General features: G+C 67.5%; 16 protein-coding genes. 9 read left to right on the top strand and 7 right to left on the bottom strand.

The genetic code is table 11. The annotated features are described in order from the left end of the window. The first annotated feature begins 9 nt into the window (after window positions 1–9). The 8 genes from ACQ4WQ_RS09495 (at window position 10) to ACQ4WQ_RS09460 (ending at window position 11,010) form a co-directional block, all read left to right on the top strand. The gene (locus ACQ4WQ_RS09495) at window positions 10–513 is read left to right on the top strand and encodes a chemotaxis protein CheW (RefSeq protein ID WP_436496481.1); all 504 of its coding nucleotides are present in this window, start codon (window positions 10–12) and stop codon (window positions 511–513) included. A gap of 51 nt (window positions 514–564) precedes the next feature. Next, window positions 565–1,623 carry an HD domain-containing phosphohydrolase gene (locus ACQ4WQ_RS09490; RefSeq protein WP_436496479.1) on the top strand — a complete coding sequence of 353 codons (1,059 nt, stop codon included), beginning with the start codon at window positions 565–567 and terminating at the stop codon, window positions 1,621–1,623. Window positions 1,624–1,637: 14 nt separating this feature from the next. Then, window positions 1,638–2,780 carry an FIST signal transduction protein gene (locus tag ACQ4WQ_RS09485; RefSeq protein ID WP_326459893.1) on the top strand — a complete coding sequence of 381 codons (1,143 nt, stop codon included), beginning with the start codon at window positions 1,638–1,640 and terminating at the stop codon, window positions 2,778–2,780. Then, window positions 2,777–6,289 carry a PAS domain S-box protein gene (locus ACQ4WQ_RS09480; protein ID WP_436496477.1) on the top strand — a complete coding sequence of 1,171 codons (3,513 nt, stop codon included), beginning with the start codon at window positions 2,777–2,779 and terminating at the stop codon, window positions 6,287–6,289. The genes ACQ4WQ_RS09485 and ACQ4WQ_RS09480 overlap by 4 nt, the downstream gene beginning before the upstream one ends. Before the next feature lie 62 nt (window positions 6,290–6,351). Next, complete coding sequence (locus ACQ4WQ_RS09475) at window positions 6,352–8,157, top strand: PHA/PHB synthase family protein (RefSeq protein WP_436496475.1); 1,806 nt, start codon at window positions 6,352–6,354, stop codon at window positions 8,155–8,157. Window positions 8,158–8,181: 24 nt separating this feature from the next. After that, a complete protein-coding gene (locus ACQ4WQ_RS09470) occupies window positions 8,182–9,027 on the top strand; it encodes a universal stress protein (RefSeq protein ID WP_326459890.1) in 846 nt (281 codons plus the stop codon). A gap of 99 nt (window positions 9,028–9,126) precedes the next feature. Further along, window positions 9,127–10,194 carry an alpha/beta fold hydrolase gene (locus ACQ4WQ_RS09465; RefSeq protein ID WP_436496473.1) on the top strand — a complete coding sequence of 356 codons (1,068 nt, stop codon included), beginning with the start codon at window positions 9,127–9,129 and terminating at the stop codon, window positions 10,192–10,194. A gap of 117 nt (window positions 10,195–10,311) precedes the next feature. Continuing rightward, window positions 10,312–11,010, top strand: a complete 699-nt coding sequence (locus ACQ4WQ_RS09460; protein WP_326459888.1) for an alpha/beta hydrolase — start codon at window positions 10,312–10,314, stop codon at window positions 11,008–11,010. A 215-nt stretch (window positions 11,011–11,225) separates the two neighbouring features. Here the strand turns inward: ACQ4WQ_RS09460 and ACQ4WQ_RS09455 are convergent, their stop codons facing one another. Continuing rightward, on the bottom strand, window positions 11,226–12,212 hold the full coding sequence (locus tag ACQ4WQ_RS09455; protein WP_326459887.1) for a magnesium and cobalt transport protein CorA: 987 nt from the start codon (window positions 12,210–12,212) through the stop codon (window positions 11,226–11,228). A gap of 184 nt (window positions 12,213–12,396) precedes the next feature. Between ACQ4WQ_RS09455 and ACQ4WQ_RS09450 the strand changes: the two genes are divergently transcribed. Then, window positions 12,397–12,951, top strand: a complete 555-nt coding sequence (locus ACQ4WQ_RS09450) for a hypothetical protein (protein ID WP_436496470.1) — start codon at window positions 12,397–12,399, stop codon at window positions 12,949–12,951. A 53-nt stretch (window positions 12,952–13,004) separates the two neighbouring features. On the opposite strand, the gene ACQ4WQ_RS09445 is transcribed toward ACQ4WQ_RS09450, so the two are convergent. The 6 genes from ACQ4WQ_RS09445 to paoA all read right to left on the bottom strand — a co-directional run bounded on the left by ACQ4WQ_RS09445 (window position 13,005) and on the right by paoA (window position 22,130). Beyond that, a complete protein-coding gene (locus ACQ4WQ_RS09445; protein WP_436496468.1) occupies window positions 13,005–15,521 on the bottom strand; it encodes an ATP-binding protein in 2,517 nt (838 codons plus the stop codon). A 10-nt stretch (window positions 15,522–15,531) separates the two neighbouring features. After that, a complete protein-coding gene (locus ACQ4WQ_RS09440) occupies window positions 15,532–16,560 on the bottom strand; it encodes an ABC transporter substrate-binding protein (protein WP_436496466.1) in 1,029 nt (342 codons plus the stop codon). Next, window positions 16,557–18,194, bottom strand: coding sequence for a response regulator (locus tag ACQ4WQ_RS09435; RefSeq protein WP_436496464.1), 1,638 nt, complete (start codon window positions 18,192–18,194; stop codon window positions 16,557–16,559). The genes ACQ4WQ_RS09440 and ACQ4WQ_RS09435 overlap by 4 nt, the downstream gene beginning before the upstream one ends. Window positions 18,195–18,314: 120 nt before the next feature. After that, window positions 18,315–20,513 (bottom strand): aldehyde oxidoreductase molybdenum-binding subunit PaoC, encoded by a 2,199-nt coding sequence (paoC, locus tag ACQ4WQ_RS09430; protein ID WP_436496462.1) that lies wholly within the window; start codon window positions 20,511–20,513, stop codon window positions 18,315–18,317. 4 nt (window positions 20,514–20,517) lie between these two features. After that, window positions 20,518–21,477 (bottom strand): FAD binding domain-containing protein, encoded by a 960-nt coding sequence (locus ACQ4WQ_RS09425; protein WP_436496460.1) that lies wholly within the window; start codon window positions 21,475–21,477, stop codon window positions 20,518–20,520. Further along, the gene (gene paoA, locus ACQ4WQ_RS09420) at window positions 21,474–22,130 is read right to left on the bottom strand and encodes an aldehyde dehydrogenase iron-sulfur subunit PaoA (protein ID WP_436496458.1); all 657 of its coding nucleotides are present in this window, start codon (window positions 22,128–22,130) and stop codon (window positions 21,474–21,476) included. Before paoA ends, ACQ4WQ_RS09425 begins: the two co-directional genes overlap by 4 nt. Window positions 22,131–22,205 lie beyond the last annotated feature (75 nt).

The raw sequence follows: 22,205 nt of genomic DNA, 5'->3' as shown, positions 1-22,205 counted from the left end.
AGCAAGCACATGGAAACGACCACCACACATGCCGCGGCAGCGGGACAACCGGCGCAAGCGGGTGCCCGCGAATTGCTGGTCTTCGGACTCGGCAAGGAGGAATATGCGATCGACATCGGCCTGGTGCAGGAAATCCGCGGCTACGGCGCCGTCACCCGCATCGCCAATGCGCCCGCCTTCCTCAAGGGTTTCATCCACCTGCGCGGCAGCATCGTGCCGCTGCTCGACCTGCGCATCGCGCTGGGCCAGGCCGAGCCCGCGTACGACGCCTCGACGGTGGTGATCATCCTCGTCTTCGCGCATGGCGCCACCGGCATCGTGGTCGACCGCGTGGCCGACGTGGTGCCGCTGGCGCCGGCGCAGATCAAGCCGCCGCCGCAGCTGCACGGCTCGGCCGTGGCCGGCCACGTGACGGCCATCGGCGCCCTCGACGAGCGCATGCTCATCGTGCTGGACATGGACAGCCTGCTGGCGGGCCTGGGCATGCACGCCACGGGCCAGCTGGCCGCCTGACCCCGTCCTCGCCATCGCGCCCGCCACTGACCGCCATCCGCCGGAGACACCATGAGCATCCTGATCGTCGATGACAACGACACCAACCTGAGCCTGCTGTCGACCCTGGCGCGCAAGGCCAGCGCCATCGAGTCCGTCTGCATGAACGATCCCATCGATGCGCTGACCTGGTGCGAATCGAACGTGCCGGACCTGGTCTTGCTCGACTACCGGATGCCTAGCCTGTCGGGCAACGAATTCCTCGGCATTTTCCGCAAGATGCAGGGCATGGCCGACATCCCCATCATCATGGTCACCACCGAAAACGACCGCGCCGTGCGCAAGCAGGCTTTTTCGCTGGGCGTGACGGAGTTTCTCACCAAGCCCGTCGACACCATCGAGTTCAGCCTGCGCGTGCGCAACCTGCTGGCCCTGCGCACGGCGCAGACCATGCTGGCCGACCGCGCCAAGCTGCTCGAACACGAGGTGGCCGAGGCCATCGCCAGCGTCACGGCAAGGGAAATGGAGCTGGTCGCGCGCCTGGCGCGGGCGGCCGAATTCCGCGACCCCGAAACGGGCGCCCACATCATGCGCATGGCGCGCTACTCGGCGCTGATCGCCAGGGAACTGGGCCTCGACGCGCAATGGCAGGACCTGCTGCTCAAGGCGGCGCCCATGCACGACGTGGGCAAGCTGGCCACGCCCGACCATATCCTGCTCAAGCCGGGACGGCTGGACCCCGATGAAATGGCCATCATGCGCCAGCATGCGAAGATCGGCGGCCATATCCTTGCCGGCAGCGACTCGCCGCTGATCCGCCTGGCCGAGGAAATCGCCTGCGGCCACCACGAAAAATACGACGGCAGCGGCTACCCGGACGGCCTGGCGGGCGAACGGATACCGCTGCCGGCGCGCATCGTCGCCGTGGCCGACGTCTTCGACGCGCTCAGCTCCGAACGTCCGTACAAGCCGGCCTGGCCTTTGGCCCAGGCGCGCCAGTACCTGGAGCAAAACAGGGGCAGCCATTTCTGCCCGCTGTGCCTCGACGCCTTCCTGGGCGCCTGGGACGAGGTGCTCGCCATCCGCAGCAGCCTGCCCGACCCCCTCCCTCAACACACACACCCACTGTAAGCGAGGAGCCTGCCATGCGCGTGCAACAACTGATCCTGAACAGCCATGCGGACTTCGATGCCGCCCTGGCGCCCCTGGCCGCCATGGCGCCCGACCTGGTGCTGGTCTTCGGCGCCTGCCCCTACTTCGCCACGCCCGGCCTGAGCGCGGCGCTGCGCCGCCAGTTGCCGGGCGCCGTCATCGCCGGCTGCTCCACGGCCGGCGAGATCGCCGGCAAGCGCGTCTACGACGACAGCTGCGTCATCACGGCCATCCGCTTCGCGAACACGACGGTGGCGATTGCCGACGCCATCATCTGCGACATGGCGGACTCGCGCGAGGCGGGCGAGCGCCTGGCGCAGGCCTTGCCGCAGGACGGCCTGGCGGCCGTCTTCATGCTGGGCACGGGCGTGGCCATCAACGGCAGCGCCCTCATCGCCGGCCTGCAGGCGAACCTGCCGCCGGGCGTGACGGTGTCGGGCGGGCTGGCGGCGGACGGCGGCGCCTTCCTCCAGACCTGGACCCTGGGTCCGCGCGGCGCGGCCGACAATACCATCGTCGCCGTCGGCCTGTACGGCGAACATATCCGCCTCGGCTACGGCAGCCATGCGGGCTGGGAAGCGTTCGGCCCCGCGCGCAAGGTGACGCGCTGCGTCGACAACGTACTGTATGGCCTGGACGGCGCGCGGGCGCTCGACATCTACAAGCTGTACCTGGGCGACCATGCGCGCGGCCTGCCCGGCTCGGGGCTGCTGTTCCCGTTTGAAATGCTCACGGCCGCGCATGAAAAAAGCAATGTCTTTCGCACCATCCTCGCCGTCGACGAGGAACAGGGTTCGCTGACCCTGGCCGGCGACATCCTCGCCGACGGCTACCTGAAGCTGATGCATTCCAGTACCAACCGGCTGATCGACGGGGCCGAGACGGCCGCGCGCGGCGTCGTGCCCCATGCCGATGCGCAGGGCGACCAGCTGACCCTGCTGGTCAGCTGCGTGGGGCGCAAGCTGGTGATGGGCGACCGCGTCGAGGAAGAGGTCGAAGCGGTGGCCGACCAGCTGGGCGGCGCGGCCTGCATCGCCGGTTTTTACTCCAACGGCGAAATCGGCATCGCCCAGCCGCATGGCGCGTGCCAATTGCACAACCAGACGATGACCGTCACCGTCATGAGCGAAGCATGAACCGCACCCTGGCACGCCAATTGAACCGCGTCTGCGGCATCGACTCGGAAAGCGCCTGCGCCGCCTTGCTGGAACAGGCGCAGGCACTGGGCGGGCAAGCGGACACGCCGCCCGAACTGGCCGGCTTCCTGGCCGGCCTGCCGGCCCTGCTGCTGCGCGTCGACGGCGCCTACGAACAGTTCGAGCGCGACCTGGACCTGCGCTCGCGCAGCCTGGAACTGAGTTCGAATGAGCTGAGCCTGACGAATGACTTGCTGCGCACGGAACTGGCCAGCCGCAACCGCGTGATCCAGTCGCTGCGCGTGGCGGCCGTGCGCCTGCTCGACAACGACGATTCCGGCCTGCGCCTGCCGCAGGAAGGCGATATCGAGGGCCTGTCGGCGCTGCTGGCCGAGCTGGTGTCGCAGCAGGAACTGCGCCGCATCGAATTGCAGAACCAGCGCTTCGCGATGGACCAGCATGCTATCGTCAGCATCACCGACACGGCCGGCGTCATCATCTACGTCAACGACAAGTTCTGCGCCATCAGCGGCTTCGCGCGCGAAGAGCTGGTCGGCCAGACGCACCGCCTGATCAATTCGCGCGCGCATCCGGACGCCTTCTTTGCGCAGATGTGGCAAACCATTACGGCCGGCCAGGTCTGGCACGGCGAAATCTGCAACCACGCCAAGAATGGCCAGCAATACTGGGTGGACGCCACCATCGTGCCTTTCCTCGATGCGGCCGGCAAGCCCTATCAGTACATCGCCATCCGCACGGAAATCAGCGACAGCAAGCGCATGGCCGAGACCATCGCGAAAAGCGAGCGCGAATACCGCAACGTCGTCAACAGCCTGAATGAAGTGGTGTTCCGCACGGATTTGCAGGGCGCCTGGACCTTCCTCAATCCCGCCTGGCACACCATCACCGGCTTCGACGCCGCCGACAGTCTGGGCAAGCGCGTCCTGCAATTCGTCGATGCGCGCGACCGCGAGCGCGCCGCCGACGGCCTGTCACAGCTGCTGGGCGGCCACGTGGACGGCATGCGCCATGAAGCGCGCTATGTCACCAGCGACGGCGACGTGCGCTGGATCGACGTGTGCGCGCGCGCCGAACGCGATGGCCAGGGACGGCTGGCGGGCATCACCGGCAGCCTGACGGACATCACGGAACGGCGCCAGGCGGCGCGCGAGCTGCGGCACAACCTCAACTTCGTCGATGCGCTGATCGAGTCCATCCCCATCCCTCTGTACCTGAAGGACGTGCACGGCCGCTACCTGCGCGCCAACCGCGCCTTTTGCGCCTTCTTTCATCTCGACCAGGCGCGCATCGCGGGCCTGACGGTGGCGGACCTCCTGCCGCAGCAGCAGGCGCAGCAAGCGCGGCAGCACGACGTGGCGCTGCTGCAGGACCGGGGTAACCACACATATGAAGACCGGGTGACCGTCGGCACGCGGCAGGTCGATGTCCTGTGCAGCAAGGCGGCCCTGCTGAAGTCCGACGGCAGCCTGCACGGCCTGGTGGGCACCATCGTCGACATTTCCAGTCAAAAGGCGGCCGAGCGCGCCCTGCTGCTGGCCAAGGAAGTGGCCGAATCGGCCAGCCGCTCGAAGAGCGAATTCCTGGCCAACATGAGCCACGAGATCCGCACGCCGATGAACGGCATCCTGGGCATGACGGACCTGGTGCTCGATTCCGACCTCGACGGCCACCAGCGCAAGTACCTGGAAATCGTCAAGGCCTCGGCCGACGCCCTGCTGTGCATCATCAACGACATCCTCGATTTCTCGAAGATCGAGGCGGGCATGCTGACCCTGGAAAGCATTCCCTTCGACCTGCGCCAGCTGCTGCAGGAAACCATGCGCGCGCACGCCCTGCGGGCGCAGGCCAGCGGCCTGGAACTGGTGCTCGACATCGATCCCGCGCTGCCGCACACCCTGCTCGGCGACCCGGGCCGCCTGCGCCAGGTGCTGACCAACCTGGCCGGCAACGCCATCAAGTTCACGCCGCAGGGCGAGGTGGTCGTCAGCGCCCGGCTGGGCGCCAGCGGCGACGGCGTGGCCCGCCTGCGCCTGTGCGTGCGCGACACCGGCATCGGCATCGCCGCCGACATGCGGGAGGCCGTCTTCGACGCCTTCCAGCAGGAAGACGGCTCGACCACGCGGCGCTTCGGCGGCACGGGACTGGGCCTGTCGATCACGCGCCGCCTGGTGACGATGATGAAGGGCAGCATCGGCCTGTCCAGCGAACTGGGCAAGGGCAGCTGCTTCAGCGTGGACCTGGCCCTGCCCATCGGCCGGCAGCAGCCCTCGCCGCCGCCCGGCGCCACGCTGGCCGGACGCGGCATCCTGCTGGTCGACGACAACCCCAGCAGCCTGAGCATCCTGCGCCGGATCTTCGAGCACAGCGGCGCCGGCGTCACCGCCTGCGGGTCGGGCGAGGCGGCGCTGGAGCACTGCCGCGGCGCCTTGCCGACGGACTGCATCATCGTGGACTGCGCCATGCCCGGCATGAATGGCTTCGACACGGCAGCGGCGCTGGCCGCCCTGCCCCACTGGAGCCAGGTGCCCGTCGTCATGCTGTCGTCGTGCGGCAGCCTGGGCGACGCGGCGCGCTGCCGCGAACTGGGCATCGACGGCTACCTGCTCAAGCCCGCCAGTCCCGAGGAACTGCTGGCCACCGCCACGAGCGTGCTGGGCACCTGCCGCGGCATGCCTGGCGCCGCGCCCGCCGCCATGCGCCACGCCGTGCGCGAAGCCACGCCCGGGCTGGACATCCTGCTGGTCGAGGACAATGCCATGAACCGCGAACTGGCCACCGTGCTGCTGTCGAATGCGGGCCACCGGGTCACGCATGCGGCAAACGGCCGCATCGCCCTCGATTGCCAGGCGGCCCGCCATTTCGATCTGATCCTGATGGACCTGCAAATGCCGGAAATGGGCGGTTTCGACGCCACCGCGCAGATACGCGCGCGCGAAGCGCAGGGCATGCCGAGGAGCGTCATCATCGCCATGACGGCCAGCGCCCTGGAAGGCGACCGCGAACGCTGCATCGCCGGCGGCATGGACGACTACCTGTCCAAGCCGTTCCGCACGGCCGCCTTCCAGAGCCTGATCGAGCGGCATGTGCTGCAAATAGGCCAGCGGATGCCGCCGACGGACAGCCTGCCCGGCTTCGACTACGGCGCCGCGCTGACCGTGGCCGACGCCGACGTGATCGGCATCATCGGCGCATCGTTCCTGGCCGGCTTGCCGGCGCAGCTGGAGGCCCTGCGCGCGGCCCTGCAATCGGGCGACCGTCCCACCGTGAGCCTGCAGGCGCATACCCTGGCCGGCTTGCTGGCCAACTTCCGCGCCGCACCGGCCGTCGCCATCGTCGCCGCCATCGAGCGCGAGGCGGCCAGCGCGCCGCAGGGCGCATTGCTGGCGCGGCTCGACGCGCTGGAAGAACAGTTGCGGCTGTTTGTGCAGGAAACGGACGCGGCCATCCAGGCGGCAAGCCACATGCTGCACGCATCCAGCCAAACTTGATGTAGATCATAATTTTTTAAACAAGCTCTTGCTATCCTGTAAAAAAATGACGGGAGCCCCGGATGAGCAAGACGCAGCCGAGCAAGGCGCAGCACAAAGTGGAACACGAGCGCCAGGGCAGCGCCTGGCAAGGCGTGCCGGCGCCCGACTATCCGGAAAGCGCGCCGGAAGGCGCCACCCTGGACCTGCTGCTGAACGCCTGGCTGGGCAAGTTCACGGGCGGCATTTCGCCGGCCGCGCTGGGCAACGCGTATGCCGACTGGCTCAGCCACCTGGCGCTGGCGCCATCGAAACAGCAGGCGCTGCTGCAGGAAGCGTGGAAAAAGATCGGCCGCTGGCAGCAGTACGCCCTGCAGGCCGCGCTGCCGGGTGCGCCCTTCGAGCCGCCGTGCATCGCGCCGCTGCCGCAGGACCGGCGCTTCGAGGACGCCGCCTGGCAGCGCTGGCCGTACAACCTCGTCTACCAGGGCTTTCTGCTGCAGCAGCAATGGTGGCACCGCGCCACCACGGGCGTGCGCGGCGTCGCGCCGCACCACGAGGATGTCGTCACGTTCACCGTGCGCCAATGGCTCGACATGCTGGCGCCGTCGAACTTCATGCTGACCAATCCCGTGGTGCAGCAAGCCACCCTGGAAAGCGGCGGCGCCAACCTGGCGCGCGGCATGGCCCACGCGGCCGAGGACTGGCAGCGCGCCGCCATGGGCGCGCATGCGCCCGATGCACGCCGCTACAAGGTGGGCGTAAACATGGCCGTCACGCCCGGCAAGGTGGTCTACCGCAACGACTTGATCGAATTGATCCAATACGCCCCCGCGACCGCCACGGTGCATGCGACGCCGCTGCTGTTCGTGCCGGCGTGGATCATGAAGTTCTATATTCTCGACCTGTCGCCGCACAATTCGCTGGTGCGCTACCTGGTGCAGCAAGGCCACACGGTATTCATGATTTCCTGGAAAAACCCGCAGGAAGAAGACCGCGAGCTGTCGCTGGAAGACTACCGCCAGCTGGGCGTGATGGAGGCGCTCGACGCCGTTGTCCGTATCACGGGCGCGCCGCAGGTGCACGCGGCCGGCTACTGCCTGGGCGGCACCCTGCTGGCGATCGCCGCCGCCAGCATGGCGCGCGACGGCGATGCACGGCTGGCCAGCCTGACCATGCTCGCTTCGCAAGTGGACTTCAAGGAGCCGGGCGAACTGTCGCTGTTCATCGACGAGAGCCAGGTCAGCTTCCTGGAAGCGGCTATGTGGAAGCAGGGCTACCTTGATACGAAGCAGATGGCGGGCGCTTTCCAGCTGCTGCGTTCGAACGACCTGATCTGGTCGCGCCGCCTGCGCCACTACCTGCTGGGACTCGATGAGCAGGACAGCGATCTGATGGCCTGGAATGCGGACGCCACGCGCATGCCCTGCCGCATGCATTCGGAATACCTGCGCCGTCTGTTCCTGCACAACGACCTGGCCGAAGGGCGCTACCGCACGGCCGGCCGCCACATCGCCCTGCCCGACATCAAGGCGCCCATCTTCGCCGTCGGCACCCTGACGGACCACGTGGCGCCGTGGCGCTCCGTGTACAAGCTGCAGCTGCTGACCGACACGGACGTCACCTTTTTGCTCACCTCGGGCGGCCACAATGCGGGCGTGGTCTCGCCGCCGGGGCAGCCGCACCGCAGCTACCAACTGGCCACGCACCGCCACGACGCGCCCTACATCGACGCGGACAGCTGGCAGCGCGACGTGCCGCACCACGATGGTTCGTGGTGGCCCGCCTGGCAAGCCTGGCTGGCGCAGCGCCCGGGCGAGCAAGCGGCGCCGCCGGCCATGGGACCCGACCTGGGCGACGCGCCCGGCAGCTACGTGCTGCAGACCTGATCAACGACAACCGAGGAAAACGCCATGCCCTACACCACCCTGCTGGTCCACGTCGACAATTCCCGCCACTGCGCCCAGCGCATCCGCCTGGCCGTGCGCCTGGCCGTCGCCCAGGGCGCGCACCTGATCGGCTCGGCCATGAGCGGCATTTCGCGCTATGCGTATGGCGGCGGCGTCAACGCGCTGCAGTTTGCGCCGGCGCAGATGCAGGCGCTGCGCAGCCAGGCCAGCGAGGCCTTGCACGACTTCGAGCGCATCGCCCTCGAGGAAGGCCTGGGCACCTACGAAACGCGCTTCGCCGACGACGACGCGCAAGGCGCGCTGCTGCTGCAGGCGCGCTATTGCGATTTGCTGATCCTGGGCCAGACGGACGCGCAGGATACGCCCTCGCGCGTGATCGCCGGCACGGCCGAATACCTGATGCTCCATTGCGGCCGGCCCGTGCTGATGGTGCCGCACGCGCCGGCCGCCGCGCCAGCGGGCATCGCGCAGCATCCGCTGCTGGCCTGGAACGGCAGCGCCGAAGCGCTGCGCGCCATCACCGATGCGCTGCCGCTGCTGCAAGGCGCGCGGCAAGTCACCCTGGCCGTCGTCAATTCGCACGCCCAGCCGGCCGCGCACGGCGAGCAGCCGGGCGCCGACCTGGCCCTGTACCTGGCGCGCCATGGCGTCAACGTCGAGGTGCTGCAGCACGACACGCCGCCGGGCCAGGACGTGGGCGCGGCCCTGCTGGCCATGGCAGCGCAACGCCAGTGCGACCTGGTCGTGATGGGCTGCTACGGCCACATGCGCCTGCGCGAAGCGCTGCTGGGCGGCGTCACGCGCACGGTGCTGCAAGAGATGACGTTACCGGTGCTGGTGTCGCACTAGCGCGGCCGGGCGGCCTTCACCTTTCCTTCACCGGCCCCTCATCCGCGCTTCATGCGCGGCACCGATACTGCTCATGCCCCGACCACACAGGAGTACCGCATGAGCAACACACCCGACGCCAGCACGCATTGCCACACCCGACGCCTGCTGTTACTGGGCACAGCCACGTTGGCCGCCCTGGCCGCCTGCGGCGGCGGCAGCGGGCCGCATAGCACCGGCGCGACGGACCGGCAGATCGCCGTCGCCCCCGGCGTCAGCCTGCACGTGCGCGACTGGCCATCGGCAAGGGGCGACAGTGACGACGTGATCGTGCTGCTGGCCGGCCTGGGCGCCAATGCCTACGCCTTCGACAGCCTGGCGCCCGCGCTGGCGCGCCGCCACCGCGTGCTCGCCGTCACGCGGCGCGGCTACGGTTCCTCCGGCAAGCCGCTGCCGGTGAACGACGCCAACGATATGACATATGCGCCCGCCACCCTGGTGGCCGACCTGCTGGCCGTGCTCGACGCCCTGCAGATCGAGCGCATCATCCTGGCCGGCCATTCCATCGCAGGCAACGAGGTGACGCTGTTCGCCGGCAGCCATCCGCGACGCGTGCGCGGACTCGTGTACCTGGACACGACCTTCGATTACCTGGCCAGCGGCGGCGAAGACGAGGAAAGCGAGAGGCTGTCCTTCGAGGCTCCGGAGCCCGGACCGGCCGACCTGGCGTCGATGGCGGCCTCGATCGCCTATGCCAGGCAGATCAACAAGCACTGGTGGCCCGCGCTGGAAGCGAACTGGCGCGATGCCCTGGAAGTGCTGCCCGACGGTTCCGTGCGGCCGAATACGCCGCCCGCCATCGCCAGGGCCATGGGCAAGGCGGCGCACAATTTTTCGCCCGACTACCGCCGCGTGCGCGCCCCGGCCCTGGTCATCACCGTCGACCCCGGCACCGTGGGCAACCTGCTGCCATGGCTGTCGCCGCGGTCCGATCCCCGGATCGTGGCCGACGGATTGACATTTTTCGACGTTTTCCGCCCGCTGCGCCTGGCCGATGGCGAGCGTCTGGCCGCCGCCCTGCCCGGCTGCACCCATCTGCTCATCCGCAACGGCTTCCACAGCGATTTCTTCATCGAATATGAATCCACGGTGGTGGCCGCCATCGATGCCATGCACTGGGAAAAGTAAGGCAACGATGGCGGCGGCGCCCGAAGGTCTACAATGGATGCGCACCTGTCCGCCGCGCCGTTACTCCTTTGCAACTGTGCGGTCTCCGCTGTTTCCTTTGCCATAAGGAGTATCCGCATGAGCCAGCCAGTCACCATCGTCCTCGTCCACGGTTTCTGGGGCGGCGCCGCCCACTGGAGCCGCGTCATCCTCGAATTGCGGCGCCAGGGCCACACGGCCATCCGCGCCGTCGAACTGCCTTTGACGTCGCTGGCCGACGACGCCGAGCGCACGCGCAAGATGGTGGCGCAGGTGGCTGGCCCGGTATTGCTGGTGGGACACTCCTATGGCGGCGCCGTCATCAGCGTGGCCGGCAATGCGCCGAATGTGGCGGGCCTCGTGTACATCGCCGCCTTCGCCCCCGACGCTGGCGAAAGTCCGGGCAGCATCACGCAGGAACACCCGCCCCTGGGCGCGGCCAACCTGGAAGGCGACAGCGACGGCTATCTGTGGGTCAAGCCCGAGCAATACCATGACAGCTTTTGCCAGGACCTCGATGCGGAAGAAGGCGCCGTGCTGGGCGTGGTGCAGAAAGCGCCGCTGGCCAGCACCTTCGGCGACACCGTCGGCGACCCGGCCTGGAAACACAAACCCAGCTGGTACCAGATTTCCAGCGCCGACCGCATGATTTCCCCCGTCAACCAGGAGCGCATGGCCGCGCGCCTGCAAGCGCGCAAAGTCATCACGCTCAACGCCAGCCATGCGTCGCTGGCTTCGCGCCCGGTCGAGGTGGCGGCGCTGATCCTGGAGGCGGCCGGCGCGGTGGCGCAGGCATAAGCGGCACGGGCAAAAAAAGGCTCCTGAAAACCAGGAGCCTTGTGGCGTCGGACAGGCAATGTGGTCCGCACCGGCGGCTCTGGGGTGCAGCGCCGGCCGGACCGCTATCCACGCCAAGGAGGTTCATTCACCTGCCATCGAGCGCATCCACCGGGACAGTTTCATCGTAGCAGCTGATGGCGCGGCAAAACTCTCCAATATTTGCATGGCCGCCGCTACAGCCAGCCTTCGCGCTTCAGGCGCCGGTGCAGCCAGTAGCAGCCGGCGATGATGACGACGATCACGGCCGGATAGCTGCCGCGCCACTTCAGTTCCGGCATGAATTCGAAGTTCATGCCGTACAGGCTGAAGACCATGGTGGGCACGGCCAGGATGGCGGCCCAGGCGGCCAGGCGCTTGACGACCTCGTTCTGGCGGATCGAAATCTGTCCCAGCGCCACCTGCATGGCCGAATTGACCAGCTCGCGCATCTGCCCCGCCGTGTGCGTGACCCGTTTGACGTGGTCGAGGATGTCGCGGTAATAGATGCGGTTTTCCTTGGGCACGATATCGCCATGGAAACGGATCAGCTGGGTGCAGATGTCGTGCAGGGGATTGACGGCCGCATCGAGCTTGAGCAGCTCCGTCTTGAGCTGGTAGAAATCCTGCAGCTTGTCTTCGCTCAAACTGGGCTTGAACAGCTGCAGTTCGTAGTGCTGGAAGCGGGCCTGCAAATGGTCGATGCAGGGCTGGTACTGGTCGACGATGAAATCGATGATGGAATACAGCACGTAGCCGGGGCCGCTGGCCAGCTTCTCGGGCACGCTTTCCTTGCGCTCGCGCAGCTTCGCATAGCCGGCCGAGGGGCCGTGGCGCACCGTGATGATGAAGCGGGGGCCGAGAAAGACATGGGTTTCGCCGTAGACGATGGCGTCGCCATCGAGGGTGGCCGTGTGCATCACCATGAACAGGGTGTCGCCGTACTCTTCCAGCTTGGGCCGCTCATGCGCGCCCTGCGCATCCTCGACGGCCAGTTCGTGCAAGCCGAAGGCCGCTTGCAGCGCCTGCATGGCCGTGGCGTCGGGGCTGGCCATGCCGATCCAGACGAAACAATCGGGGTCGCCGAGAAAGTCGCCCACCTTGTCGATGTCGAAATGGGCGATTTTCCTGCCGTCGCGATACGCTTCGCAATTGACGACGGCGGCGTGGGTACTCAGGTCCATGGTGATCTTCGGATAGTGGCGGCAATATGGGGGGGCCAGTATAGCGGAAAGACCATGATTTCGATGCCGAGCCAGCGTTCCCATTGACATTGAGCCATGTGACAATTCGTGAGTTTCCCCTGTGGAAATATCCGTAGAATCACGGCGCGCCACGGCACGCCTTGCCGGCATCACTGATCCTACTATGAAAAAAATTATTATCACTCTACTTGCAACCACGCTCTCCGCCTGTGGCGGCGGCGGAGGTGGTGGCGATGCCGCACCCGCGCCATCGGTCACCGCGGCCATCAGCAGCGGTACATTGGACGGCAAGTGGAAATGCGCAACTGGCTCGCCAACGCTGGGACAGATCGCCGCCGGCGCCGGCGATACCTTGCAGATATCGGGCCTCGCCTACTACCCTTATCTGGGGGCATCGGCACAAACGCTATCCTTAAACCAGGGCATCATCACCGGCCCCGATACCGCGCATTATGGCGGCGCCGGCAATCTTGCCAGCCGATTGGTCAACGACCGCATCTATCCGGTGATCCACCTTGCCGATAAAATCGGCTATGCCGGCATTTATAGCACGCAAGATGCGCCGATTGGACGGGGCCGGGAATTCCGCCTGAATGCCAGCGGCAACCTGGTGGTGAAAGATTACGCGGTACAATTCCTGTATGACACGGTCTTCTCGGATGCCAGCGGCAAGGCCGCGAACCTGGATATTACCGAAACGACTTGCACGAAAGTATAGTGCCCCCTGCCAGCAAGCCGGCAAGGCGCTGACAGCCTTGCCCTTCCCTCCCCCTACCCCGTCGAAATGACCGCATTCAGGGCACGCCGCAATTCCTTCAGCCGGGGCGGCTTGCCCAGCACGCAGTTGACGTGTTCGGGATAGTCGCTGTCGGCCGCCAGGCGCTGGCCCCAGCCCGTGAGCATGATGATGGGCGTGGCCGGCGAGCACTGGCGCACCGCGCTGGCCACCTTGCGCCCGTCCACGTGGGGCATGCCCAGGTCCGTGATGACCACCGCGAACTCCTCGTGCCTGTCGCGCGCGGCGAGGAAGCAGTCGATGCCGGCCTGGCCCCCATCGGCCGACACCACGTCGTGGCCATCGATTTCCAGGATGTCGCGCAGGGACTTGAGCACCATCGGGTCGTCGTCCACCACCAGGATGCGCAGGCGCGGCGGCACAAGGTGGGCCGTGTCGGGCGCTTCCATCCCCTCGTGCGCGGCGCAGGCGGGGAAATCGAGGCGCACCGCCGTGCCCTGCCCCGGCGCCGTGACGATGTCGATGCTGGCGCCATGGCGCTCCATCATGCCGTACACCATGGCCAGGCCCAGGCCCGTGCCCCGCTCGCCCTTGGTGGTGAAAAACGGCTCCAGGCAGCGGCGGCGCGTATTGTCGTCCATGCCGACGCCCGTGTCGGCCACTTCGATGCGCACCTGCCGCGCCGCCTCTCCCGCCGCGCCAGCGCAGCTGGTGCGCACGCTCAGGGTGCCGCCTTCCGGCATGGCGTCGACGGCGTTGAAGACCAGGTTCGTCAGCGCTTCGCGGATTTCGCCCACGCTGCCCGGCAGCATGGGCAAGCCGTCCGCCAGCTCCGTGCGCAGGGCGATGACGATACCGCGCTGCTGCGGCATGTCGCTCCAGCGCGCGCGCGTCAGGTCCAGCACCTGCTGCACCACCAGGTTGGCGTCGATGGGCGAGAGCGCCAGCTGCGGTTCGCGCTGACGGTAGAATTCGCGCATGCGCGCCACGGTGGCGGCCACGTCGTCGATGGCGCGTTCGATCACTTCCAGGCAATGCCGGCCCTGCGGACTGAGATTGGTTTCCGTCTCCAGCAACGATTCCGTGTACAGGGCCACGGGCGAAATGGCGTTATTGATGTCGTGCGCGATGCCGCTGGCCATCTGCCCCAGCGCGCGCAGGCGTTCCTGCTGCATCACCGACTGCTGCGTCTGGCGCAAATCGTCATACGCGCGCTGCAGCGCGCCGTAGAGCTGCGCCTGGTTGGCGGCCAGCGCCACGTGCTCGCTCAGCTGGCTGAGGAATTCGCATTCGCCGCTGGTAAAGCTGTGCGCGGCGCGGCGCGCCACGATGAGGATGCCGAAGACCGTGTTTTCAGCCAGCAGCGGCGCCATGACGAGGGCCCGCAGCCCCCCTTGCGCCAGCCGCTGCGGAAACGGAAACGCCACTTCGGCGATGTCGGCTTCATACACGAGCTTGCCGCGCACGCAGCTCGACAGGCCATTCTCGTCGATGGGAATGTGCGCGTGTTCGCTCATCATGAACGACAGCGCCAGCGCCTCGCTGCGCACGCCCACGCACGTCACCTGCAGCGCGTGCGCGGACGGTTCGTACAGGCAGATGCAGCTGAAATCGATGGGCAGCTGCTCTTCCAGGCTGCGCACCACCACCTGGAAGATGCTGCGCAAGTCCTGCCGCTCGCCGATCGAGCGCGTGATCTGCTGCAGCAGGTTCAGGCGCTCGAGCTGTTCATGCACCTTGCGCTCGGCCAGCTGGCGCTCGGCGATCTGCGTTTCCAGGGCGGCATTCGCGTGCGCCAGCTCGTCGCGCGAGACGGTGGTGCGCCGCAGCTTGTCCGTCATGCCGTCGAAGGCGCGCGCCAGGTCGCCGATTTCATTTTTCGTATGCACGCCGAGCGCAAAATCGAGCTTGCCGGCGCCGACGATCAGGGTGCCCTGGCGCAGCCTTTCCAGCGGCCCCGTGACGCTGGTCATGGTGAAGTAAATCAGGCCGGCCACCAGCGCGATGATCAGGCCGCCGAACAGTATCACGGCCACGTTGGCCCGCTGCTGCGCATCGAGCACGCCTTGCCGGCTCAATTCGGACAGCCGCATCGCATCGGCGATCATGCCCTGCACCTTGCCCATGATCTGGCCGGACAGGCGCGACTCCAGCTCGCTCAGCACCTCGCGCCGCTGCGGGTCCTGCCCCAGCTCGCGGTGATTTGCGACAAACAGCTGGAACAGGCTGCCAACGCGGACCAGGTCACCCTGCAATTCGCGCAGCAGCGCGCGTTCCTCGCCGCCGTTGAAGGCGGGCGTGGCCAGCAGCCCCGTGGACAGCGACTCGCTGCGCCGCTGCCACTGGGCCTGCGTGCGCGCGCCATGGTGCAGCGCATATTCGATCAACAGGTAGCGCAGCGAGGTGACGGCTTGCAGGATGTCGGCCGCCGCCTTGTTCTTCGCCAGTTCGCGCTGCGTCGCCATGCTGGTGGAAAACAGCACGGCGACGATGATGGCCACGAGCGCCACGCAAAACAGTTCGGCCAGCTTGAAGCGCGTAACGATTTTCACGGTGGCCTTCTCAATGGATGACCGTCACGGCCGACGGCGCCACGGCTTCCAGGCCGTCCAGGTAGACGGCATCGAGGAAGTTCGGCATCTCGCCGTTCCCGGCCAGGCGGTTCCTGATGGCCCAGCGCGCCTCGTCTTCCAGCGCCAGCAGCAGGCCCTGGTCGAGCACGATGCCGAACTGATAACCATGCCAGGCCGCCCGCAGGCGCGCCGCCTCGCTGGCCGACGCGTTGGCAAACAGCGCGCGCGCGGCATCGGGCTCGTCCCGGCAAAAGCGCGCGCCGGCGAGCAGCGCGCGCAGCACCTTGCGCATCGTCGCCGGGTGGCTGCGCACATAGTCGCCCGTGCCGGCCACGTTGAACAGGCCCGCATACACATCCTCGCCATAGAAGATGGCCGCCTTGCCCGCGATGGCATGCGTCATGCCCGTCAGGAACGGTTCCCAGCCGGCCGCCGCGTCGACCTCGCCCCGCGCCAGCGCCCCGGCCAGCTGCTGCGGCGCGTAGTTGCTCACGGTGACTTCGGCGGGCAGCAGCTTCTGGCGGTTCAAGAAGGCATCGAGCGCGAACTGGCCGGACGTGCCCAGGGTCACGCCGATGTGCTTGCCCTTCAGGCTGGCGGGCGTGGACACGCCGCGGTCCAGGCGCCCCACGATGCCGTGGTCGCGCTCGGCCTCGAAGATGCTGGCGATGATGACGACGGACTGCTTCTGCAGGCTGGCCAGCACCACGGGAATATCGGACACGGTGCCCAGCTCGGCCTCGCCCTGCAGCACGGCTTCCAGCGACGCCTTGCCCGATGAATACGGCTGCAGCAGCGCGTCGATGCCCTCGCGCGCGAAATAGCCCTGGCTGCGCGCGGCCAGCACGGGGCAACTGCCCACGTATTCCGCATTCACGGCCAGGCGCAGCACTTCCACGGCGCCGGCCGGCGGCGCGGGACGGGCGGCGAGCCGCCAGAAGGCCGCGGCGGCTAGCGCCACCAGCAGCAGTGCGGTCGCCAGCCAGGCCGCCCGCCGCATTGGCGCCGGGCCGTTCATGCGCTGCACTGCGCCGTGGCCGACTCCAGCGCGCTGTTGATGGCCTCGGAAAACGCCACCACGTCGATCGGCTTGGTCAGATAGCGGTAGAAGCCCGCCGCCAGCCCCTGGCGGATATCGCCCGGCCCGGCCACGGCCGTCAGGGCGATGACGGGGATATGCGCGGTGCGGGCATCGGCACGCAGCAGCTGCATGACTTGCGTGCCGCTGATGTCGGGCAGATCGCTGTCCATCAGGATCAGCTGCGGCAGGTGGCGGCGCGCCATGTCCAGGCCCGCCTGACCGTCGCCGGCCGACAGCAGGTCGAGATCGGGGCGAAAATGGATCAGGCCCGCCACCAGGGTCACGTTCAGGGGATTGTCTTCCACATACAGCAGCGTCTTGCGGTCCGGCAGGGGCATCGTTTCAGCGGGCCGGACGATGGCGGGCAGGCGCGGACTCTCCTGCAGCGGCTGGCGCGCGGGGCAACTGGCGATATCGAGCCAGAAGGTGCTGCCGCGCCCGGGCGTGCTGGCCACGCCCAGCCTGGCCTGCATGGCTTCGGCCAGGCGCTTGCTGACCACCAGCCCCAGGCCCGTTCCCTCCTCGTCGCGCGCATCGCGTCCCAGGCGGTTAAAGGGCTGGAACAGCGCCTCGATCTGCGCGGCGCTCAAGCCGCCGCCCGTGTCGCGCACGGACAGGCGCAGCTGGTGCGCATCGACGGGCTGGCAATCGACGTGGATCTCGCCCTGTTCGCGGTTGTACTTGACGGCGTTCGACAGCAGGTTGAGCAGCACCTGCTTGAGGCGCGTGCGGTCGGCCAGCACGTGCATGCTGCCCGCCTCGACGAACGTCAGAGTGATGCCGCGCTTGCGCGCCAGCGGCTCCATCATTTGCCAGCACTCGTGGTAGATGTCGGCCAGGCCCACGGACTCCATCGACAGCGACAGATTGCCCGACTCGATTTTGGCGATGTCGAGGATATCGTTGATCAGGGTCAGCAAATGCCGGCCGGCGCCGAAAATGTGCGAGGCGAAGGTTTTCTTTTCCTGCGCCGTCGAGGGAATGGAATCGGACGTCAGCATCTGCGAAAAGCCCAGGATGGCGTTGAGCGGCGTGCGCAGCTCGTGGCTCATGCTGGCCAGGAAATTGGTCTTTTCCTGGTTCGCCCGCTCGGCCACTTCGCGCGCCAGCCGCAAATCCCGGTTCATGGCGTCGAGTTCGGCCGTGTGCTGGCGCAGCAACAGCTCCAGGCGCGCATTGGCGATGCGCAGCTGGCGCGTTTCCAGCGCCCGCGCCAGTATCAGCAGGATGCCCGACACCTTGAACGGCTTGACGACATAATCGAGCGCGCCCGCCTTCATCGCTTGCACGGCCGAAGCGATCGTGCCTTCGCCCGTCATGATGATGCAAGCCAGGTCGGGATCGATCTTGCGCGCCGCTTCCACCACGGCGATGCCGTTCATGCCCGGCATCATCAGGTCGACCAGCAGCAAGTCGAACGATTCGACGGCCAGCAGGGCCAGCGCCGCCTCGCCCGACGCGAGCCCCGTCGTGTCGTACGCCTGGCCGCGCAAGGTGTCGCACAGCGCGCGCACGTGCGCCAGCTCGTCATCGACGATGAGTATCCGCGGCGGCATTGATGAGTTGTTCATGCATTCTCCTGGCGGCATGGCCTTGCGGAGAGGGAACTTGCCCCGCAGCATGCGTTCCGAGCATAGCACTTGAAAATTACCAAAAATACACGCTTTGTCACGCGCGCGGCGGCGCGGGCGCTAAGCCATCACGGGCAGCCCCCGCAGCAACTTGTCGAGGGTCAGCGGATAGTCGCGCACCCGTACGCCCGTGGCGTTGTAGACGGCATTGGCGATGGCCGCCGCCACGCCGCAGATGCCCAGCTCGCCCACGCCCTTGGCTTTCATGGGCGAGGACATGGGGTCCGTTTCGTCGAGAAAAATGACATCCTGGTGCGGGATGTCGGCGTGCACGGGCACTTCGTAGCCGGCCAGGTCGTGGTTGACGAAGAAGCCGCGGCGCCGGTCGACCGCCAGTTCCTCCATCAGGGCCGCGCCCACGCCCATGGTCATGGCGCCGATCACCTGGCTGCGCGCCGCTTTGGGGTTCAGGATGCGGCCGGCCGCGCACACGGCCAGCATGCGGCGCACGCGCACTTCGCCCGTGTCGCCGTCCACGCCCACTTCCACGAAATGCGCGCCGAACGTCGATTGCTGGAATTTCTTGTCGAGATCGCCGTATTCCATGTGGTCTTCCGCGACGACGTCGCCATGGTAGGCGGCGGCAGCGAGCGGCACGCTGCGCTCGCCCTGGCTCACCTGTCCATCGGAAAAGCGCGCTTCTTTCTCGTCGAAGCCCAGCTTGCCGGCGATGGCCTGGCGCAGGCGCACGCAAGCCGCGTACACGCCGGCCGTCGAGCTGTTGCCGCCCCACTGCCCGCCCGAACCGGCCGAGACGGGAAAATCCGAGTCGCCCAGGCGCACGACGACCCGGTTCAAGGTCACGCCCAGCATTTCCGCCGCCGTCTGGGCGATGATGGTGTAGCTGCCCGTGCCGATGTCCGTCATGTCCGTTTCCACGGTCACGATGCCGTTGCCGTCCAGGCGCACCCTGGCGGCGGACTGCATGACGAGGTTGTTGCGGAAGGCGGCGGCCACGCCCATGCCCACCAGCCAGCGGCCGTCGCGCCGCGTGCCCGGCTGCGTTGACCTCTCCTTCCAGCCGAATTCCACGGCGCCCGTGCGCAGGCAATCGATCAGCCGGCGCTGGGAAAACGGCCGCCCGGGCTTTTCCGGGTCCACTTTCGTGTCGTTCAGGATGCGCAGGACGATGGGGTCCATTTTCAATTTCTCCGCCAGCTCGTCCATGGCGATTTCCAGCGCCATCAGCCCCGGTGCCTCGCCCGGCGCGCGCATGGCGTTGCCTTCTGGCAAGTCGAGCACGGCCAGGCGCATGGCCGTCATGCGGTTGGCACCCGCGTACAGCAGGCGCGTCTGCATCACGGCCGTTTCCGGCTGGCCGCCCTTCAAGTCGCCGGACCACGATTCATGGCCGATGGCCGTGATCTTGCCGTCGCGCGTGGCGCCGAGGCGCAGGCGCTGGATGGTGGCGGGCCGGTGCGTCGTGTTGTTGAACATCAAGGGCCGCGTCAAGGCGACCTTGACGGGACGCTGCGCGGCGCGCGCGCCCAGCGCTGCCAGCAAGGCTTCCGCGCGCACGAACAGCTTGCCGCCGAAACCGCCGCCGATGTAGGGCGAGACGATGCGCACCTTGTCTTTCGGTATGTCCAAAGTGCGGGCCAGGTCGCCCCGGCCCCAGTCCACCATCTGGTTTGCCGTCCACACCGTCAATTGATCGCCCTCCCAGGCGGCAATCGAGGCGTGCGGCTCCATCATGGCGTGCGACTGGTCAGGCGTCGTGTAGGTCGCATCCAGCCGCACGGGGGCATGGGCATAGGCGCTGGCGAAATTGCCCGTCTTGCTGTCGGGCTTGCCATCCTTCGGCTTGGCCGCGCTGCCCTTGGCCTTGGCCAGGTCGAAGGCGCCCGGCTGCTCGACATACTTGACGTCGAGCAACTGCGCGGCCGAGCGCGCTTGCTCGAACGTTTCCGCCACCACCAGCGCGATGGCCTGGTGGTAATGCTCGATCTCCGGCCCGCCCAGCAAGGTAGCCGTGTTCATCTTGCCTTTGCCCAGCTTGCCCGCCGATTCCGCCGTCACCACGGCCAGCACGCCAGGTGCCCGCCGCGCCGCGCTGGTGTCGATCGAAGCGATGCGCCCCTTGGCAATCGCCGCGCCGACGACGTGGCCGTAGGCGGCATGCGGCGCGGCCTTGTTCTGTTCATACGCGTACGGCGCCGTGCCCGTGGTTTTCATGGGGCCGTCGATGCGGTCCGTGGGGCGGCCCACGACTTTCAGCTGGTCGATGGGATTGGTGGTGGCGGGTGTCGTGAATTTCATGGCTTTAACCTTTCTTCGCTTGCGCTTGCGCCAGTACGGACGCCACGGTGCGCTGCGCCAGGATCAGCTTGAAGCCGTTGTCGGCCGTCGGCCTGGCGCCGGCCAGCAGGCGTTCGCTCACGGCGGCCGCGCCAGCGGGTATCGCCTGCTCGGCGGCGGCAATTCTCCACGGCTGCGGCGCGACGCCGCCCAAGGCCAGCCTGCCGGTGCCATCGGGCAAGATGATGGCCGCCACGGATACCAGCGCGAACGCATACGAGGCGCGGTCGCGCACCTTGCGGTAGACGTGCGTGCCGCCCACGGGCCGGGGCAAGGTGACGCTGGTGATCAGCTCGCCGGGCTGCAGCACCGTTTCCAGCTGCGGCGTGCTGCCCGGCAAGCGGTAGAAGTCGGCGATGGGGATGGTGCGCGTGCTGCCGTCGGCCCGTACCGTGTCGATGCCGGCGTCGAGCACGCGCATGGCCACGGCCATGTCGCTCGGGTGCGTGGCGATGCAAGCCTCGCTGCCGCCCAGGATGGCCAGCGGCCGGCTGAAGCCGGCTATGGCCGAGCAGCCGCTGCCCGGCACGCGCTTGTTGCAGGCCTGGTTCGTGTCATAGAAATACGGGCAGCGCGTGCGCTGCAGCAGGTTGCCGGCCGTCGTCGCCTTGTTGCGCAGTTGCGCCGAGGCGCCGGCCAGCAAGGCGCGCGACAGCACGGCGTAGTCGCGCCGCACCGTGGCGTGCGCGGCCAGGGCCGTGTTGCGCACGAGGGCGCCGATGCGCAAGCCGCCGTCCTTCGTCGTCTCCACCTTGTCCAGCGCCAGGCCATTGACGTCGATCAAATGCGTGGGCGTCTCGATTTCCAGCTTCATCAGATCGAGCAGATTCGTGCCGCCCGCGATGAAACGGGCGCCGGGCGTAGTCAAGGCGGCCGCCGCCGCTTCGGCCGGCGTGGCGGGCTTTTGATAGCTGAACACTCTCATGCCGGCCTCCCCGCCACCTCGGTGATGGCTTCGATGATGTTGGAATACGCGCCGCAGCGGCACAGGTTGCCGCTCATGCGTTCGCGCAATTCTTCGGGCGTCACCGAGGGGGCCGCGTTCAAGTCCGCGCTGACGTGGCTGGGGATACCCTGGCGGATCTCGCCCAGCGCGGCGACGGCCGAACAGATCTGCCCCGGCGTGCAGTAGCCGCATTGATAACCGTCATGCGCGATGAAGGCGGCCTGCATCGGATGCAGTTTCTCCGGCGTGCCCAGCCCCTCGATGGTGGTGACTTTCGCGCCGTCATGCATCACGGCAAGAGTGAGGCAGGCATTGATGCGCTGGCCGTCGAGCATGACGGTGCAGGCGCCGCACTGGCCGTGGTCGCAGCCTTTCTTGGTTCCCGTCAGGTGCAGGTGTTCGCGCAAGGCGTCGAGCAAGGTGGTGCGCGTGTCGAGTTCCAGGCTGTGGCGCTGGCCATTGACGTTCAGGCTGACTTTCATCAGGACGGGCGGCGCCTGTCCGGATTGGGCCGCACTATGGGCCGCTTCGGCTGCCCCCGTCACGCCGGGCACGGCCACCGCCGTGGCCGACAGCGCGCCGGCGATCAGCAAGCCGCGCCTGCCGGCATTGATGTGATTACAATCTGTCATCTCGCGCTTCCTCCTGGCTGTGGACTGGCTGGGTGGGCGCATGCAGGCCCGAAGCAGCAGTCTGGCGGCAGGATG

Origin of the sequence: Janthinobacterium goodfellowi, from assembly GCF_051380695.1 — a bacterium.
Lineage (GTDB): Bacteria > Pseudomonadota > Gammaproteobacteria > Burkholderiales > Burkholderiaceae_D > Janthinobacterium.
The sequence above is the reverse complement of the archived record's forward strand: the minus strand, read 5'-3'. Positions and strand labels throughout refer to the sequence as shown.